General features: G+C 42.6%; 3 protein-coding genes and 1 pseudogene. 3 read left to right on the top strand and 1 reads right to left on the bottom strand.

Features of this window, described 5'->3' with window-relative positions:
• A pseudogene (locus VK097_RS13505) lies at positions 1-225 on the bottom strand (NADH-dependent flavin oxidoreductase); the annotation flags it as partial.
• Positions 226-548: 323 nt separating this feature from the next.
• Here VK097_RS13505 and VK097_RS13500 point away from each other — a divergent pair.
• The 3 genes from VK097_RS13500 (at position 549) to VK097_RS13490 (ending at position 3,992) form a co-directional block, all read left to right on the top strand.
• Positions 549-1,721, top strand: a complete 1,173-nt coding sequence (locus VK097_RS13500) for a GNAT family N-acetyltransferase (RefSeq protein ID WP_324212321.1) — start codon at positions 549-551, stop codon at positions 1,719-1,721.
• A 121-nt stretch (positions 1,722-1,842) separates the two neighbouring features.
• Positions 1,843-2,517: a hypothetical protein gene (locus VK097_RS13495; RefSeq protein ID WP_324212320.1), complete on the top strand. Its 675-nt coding sequence runs from the start codon at positions 1,843-1,845 to the stop codon at positions 2,515-2,517.
• Positions 2,514-3,992 (top strand): hypothetical protein, encoded by a 1,479-nt coding sequence (locus VK097_RS13490; protein ID WP_324212319.1) that lies wholly within the window; start codon positions 2,514-2,516, stop codon positions 3,990-3,992. Before VK097_RS13495 ends, VK097_RS13490 begins: the two co-directional genes overlap by 4 nt.
• The last annotated feature ends 195 nt before the right edge of the window (positions 3,993-4,187 follow it).

Raw genomic sequence — 4,187 nt, 5'->3', positions numbered from 1 at the left:
CTCAAATAATTGCCCATATTCCTCGATATACGCAGCGCCTGTAATTTGCAGAGGTGCGGAACGAGCACGTCGCTTTGCATAAGCCAAATCTTCTTGCGTAACATAACCTTCAATGGTTGAAGAATTTGTAATCATCGGGGACAGGACAAAGCGATTATCTAGTTCAATACCATTTGGCGGGCTGATCGGCTTAAACAAAGGTTTGTATCGTTCTGTCGCCTTCATTTGTATATCAGCCAATTCCTTTCATAATGCTGTGTTTTCTGTTAAATTAACGCTATGTGCAGCGATGACCATGCAGAAAGATCGCGTTTTTGAATCGACAGTGGATGAGCTAAAATCAATTCCTTTTAATGGCTTTAATCCTATATTTTATAGCTGTTAATAGTTCTCAAAATGGCAATATTTTGAGTTTTAAAGGCTCTCAGACCTTATGTTTTGGGAGTTTTTTAATATTTTAAATGCCACAATCCTGATGAGCCGAAGCAATTTCCGTTTTGTTTTAGCCAAATCTGCGATTATAATAAAAGAGACAGGGGGAATGCACTTTGACCGAGATCAAACGATTATCTTTAGCAGCAGATGCTGACAACATTTTTGCACTGTCGCAATTTGCGTTTCAATATGATTTGACAAAAGATGCGTTGCATAAGAAAAAAGAAGAAGCACAACGCCATATCATTTGGGGTTGGATGGAGAATAATCAGCTGGCTGCAAAATTGCATCTGTTACCATTATCGTGTTATATCAACGGAGAGCCGTTTGAAATGGGCGGTGTCAGCTCTGTGGCAACATGGCCGGAATACCGCAGACAGGGAGCTGTAAAGGAATTACTGCATCATGCGCTGCATCATATGCGTCAACACGGACAAACGCTTTCATTTCTCCATCCGTTTTCGTTTGCCTTTTACCGGAAATACGGCTGGGAGTATACATTTTCAGAAAAGGCATATACCATTCCGATCACTGTACTAAAGCGGCACTGGAAAGCTTCCGGATATGTTCGCCGCATTGAAGATGATATTGCTGCTTTGCATAAGGTTTATACCGAATACGCCAAGAAATTTAACGGAACGCTTGTCCGTGACGAAAAATGGTGGAAACAGCGTGTATTACGCGAAAGTTGGCATAAGGCAGCTGCTTACGATGATGAAGGGAAAGCGGAAGGATACATTCTTTATAACGTGAAAGAAGAGAAAGTGAACGTTCATGAATTCGCCTTTGCCACGCTTAATGCACAAAAATTGCTCCTGCAATTTATCGCGAATCATGATTCAATGGCGGAAACAGTCGAAATAACTGTGCCGGAAAATGACGATTTGCCACTGCTTGTCGATGAACCCCGATTTGAGCAAAAAATCAGTCCGTATTTCATGGCGCGAATTGTCGATGTTTTTGCATTCTTAAAGGCATACCCGTTTAAAAAGGGTACAAGCAGACCGGTTACTTTACATGTAACTGATGCATTTTTGCCGGAAAACGATGGCGTCTATCAGCTGTCACAAACGGGAACCGGCACAAATGTGACTTGCATACAGTCGGACATCGGACGAGGTGAAGGCATTCAATGCAGTGTGCAGCAGCTCACTTCCGCGCTCATGGGATATAAGCGCCCGGTTGAACTATATGCTGCGGACCTTATCCAAGGTAAGCCGGAACAAATTGAACGGCTGGAAAATTTTATTCCGGACCGGCAAACATTTTTCCCGGATTTTTATTGATTTTCTGGGAAATATCACTTATTATCACAAAAAACATTAAAATTAGTGTGATATTTTTATATATTACGTTAAAATAGATAGTATACAGCTACAACCATTATTTTCTAAAGGAATGTCGTTCATGTTCTATCATGTTAATCCTGTAAAATTCTTCTTTCCAATTGATGACCATTTGTTCCGGCTGAAAAAAGCAGAAGCGCTGAAAAATTTGTGGAAAATTTGCCTGCTGTTGATCTTATGCAGTGCAGGTTTATATGCCTGGATGGCGCTCTTTGGCATTGGCTCCGGAATAATTTCTGCTGAAGCAACATCTTTGACGCCGTTTCAGTATGAAGCCGGCAAGGTTTGGTTCGTGCTGGGGCGGATGGCGTTTGCTGTTGTTTTTGCTCTATTGGTATTATTTATTCCATCATTATTTTTTTACGCCTTCACTGATATCCCCTATAAAAAGCTCGTCATTTTGCAGCAAATTGTTCTTTTTGTCATGCTGACTGAACGGGTTTTATGGATACCGCTGGCAATCTATGGCGGTCTGGACTGGTTCGTTTCACCATGGTCATTTGGTATCATAGCTTCATATTTTACGGACATTCAGTGGGTGATTTTCTTTTTCGGCGCAATCTCGCTTTTTCAGCTATGGATCATCTGGTTTCAGGCGAAATGTTTAAGCTATCTGTCATTGGTCAAAAAACGCTGGATTTGGGTGAGTGTGATTTTTATACATATTTTATACTGGGCCGGCACTGCCGTATTGACCTTTATGGATAGTCATTTGATAAGCGGGTGGTTTACATGAGTCGTCGCAGTAAGGTTATTCTGACAGTTGTCGTTTTATTTATTGGCATTAATAGTTTACTTGTGTATTTTGATGATGAAGAACGGGTCCCGCGGCTAACGTATATCCAGGCCTGGGCGGAAACATTTGAACAAGATATGTATGAAACCATCGAAACAACAAGTGTTTTGGCTACGGCTGAAGAAAAAAATATCTACTTTGATCAGGAAAAGGGGAATTTTCAGGAATTCCATGTTGAAGAGGGTACTGAAGTCGAAACCGGCGACCACCTGTTCACATATCAGGTTGACAGTTATTCTGAAACTATGACTGACCTGGAAAGCAAGCAGCAAAAACTGACCGGTGAAATTCAGGCAATTGAATCGGCGATCGCCGCCATTTCGGCTTATCGGATTCCGCAAACTGACATGGAAACCGAGTTTGATAATGAAGACGGCACTCTGGAGATGACCAGCAGATCGGTTGATGCCAACTATATGAAAGAGCAATATCTGGCCGAAAAGGAAAATGAACTTGCGCAGAAGGAAGCTGAACTGCAGAGTGTACAGGCACAAATATCCGAGCTGGAGACAAACGGCGAAACAGTTACCGTAGAGAGTCCTTATCAAGGAGAAGTGACCGCTGTATCTGATTCTCTCGATAACCCTGTCGTGACCATTTGGGATAAACAGCTGCAGGCAGAAGGTAAGTTAACAGAAACAGAGCGGATGGAAGTTGAACAGGAAATGCCTGTTGAAGTGGATATCAGGGAAAATGATGCTGTGTTAAAAGGTACACTAAGTGTCATAAGTGATTCTCCAGAAAACGTCAATATCCATGGATCAAGTCTTTATCCCTTTGAAGCAAGTTTGGAAGATGAAGCAGGAGCGTCTTCAGAAAAGAAGCAGCCGGCACAATCGGAAGAGGCGCAGCAGACAGAAGCATCTGACATACAGATAAAAACGCCGCCTTCCGAAGAAACCGAACAGCCGGACGACTCACGTGAGAAAGAAGGGACAGCCCCAACCGAAGAAACTGAAGGTTCCGGCCAACCGTCAGAATCACCTGACACAGGGGAAACGGAGCCGCCATCATCAGACAACGAATCTGGCGAACAAGGTGAAGCGGAAGAGTCAAACATGGAAAATTTATTACCCGGCTATCATGCAGATTTGACGATAACAACCAATGAATCCCAAGGAGCTACGACAGTGATGGAGGAGCAGCTGTTCGATAAGCGTTTATGGAAAATGACAAGTGAGGGTTTACTGGTTAAGCAGCCCGTTGAGACAGGCATTCAAATGGACAATCTGGTAGAGCTTACCGAAGGCGCAACACCCGGTGAATGGATTGCTGAATCAGACAAAGACCAATTTCGTGACGGCGCTGTGTTTATGACACCATTGAAGCTAGGTGACATAGAATGGCAAGATTTGAGGAAATATGGTAATGTAAACTGGAAACGATATATGCTTATAGGGTTATTGTCGAGGTAAACAGGGAAAACAATGATTACAGATGTTTCATATTTCTCATACATTAAGGTTATTTTATACAAAATGTGAAGCAAATGTATCCTACTGACCAGCTGGTATACACGAAAGATTCCTTGGGGAGCCCGGCATCATTATTTAACAACTTCAGCAGAAATGCGGCGACGGCCGGAATTTCCATATAAAGGAGGGGCCTAT

Origin of the sequence: Lentibacillus sp., from assembly GCF_035301675.1 — a bacterium.
GTDB lineage: Bacteria > Bacillota > Bacilli > Bacillales > Amphibacillaceae > Lentibacillus.
This window is presented reverse-complemented; position numbering and strand designations above follow the sequence as displayed.

Coding starts and splice junctions, on each gene's coding strand:
- VK097_RS13495 (WP_324212320.1), top strand. CDS start 1,843: ATGTTCTATCATGTTAATCCTGTAAAATTCTTCTTTCCAATTGATGAC.
- VK097_RS13490 (WP_324212319.1), top strand. CDS start 2,514: ATGAGTCGTCGCAGTAAGGTTATTCTGACAGTTGTCGTTTTATTTATT.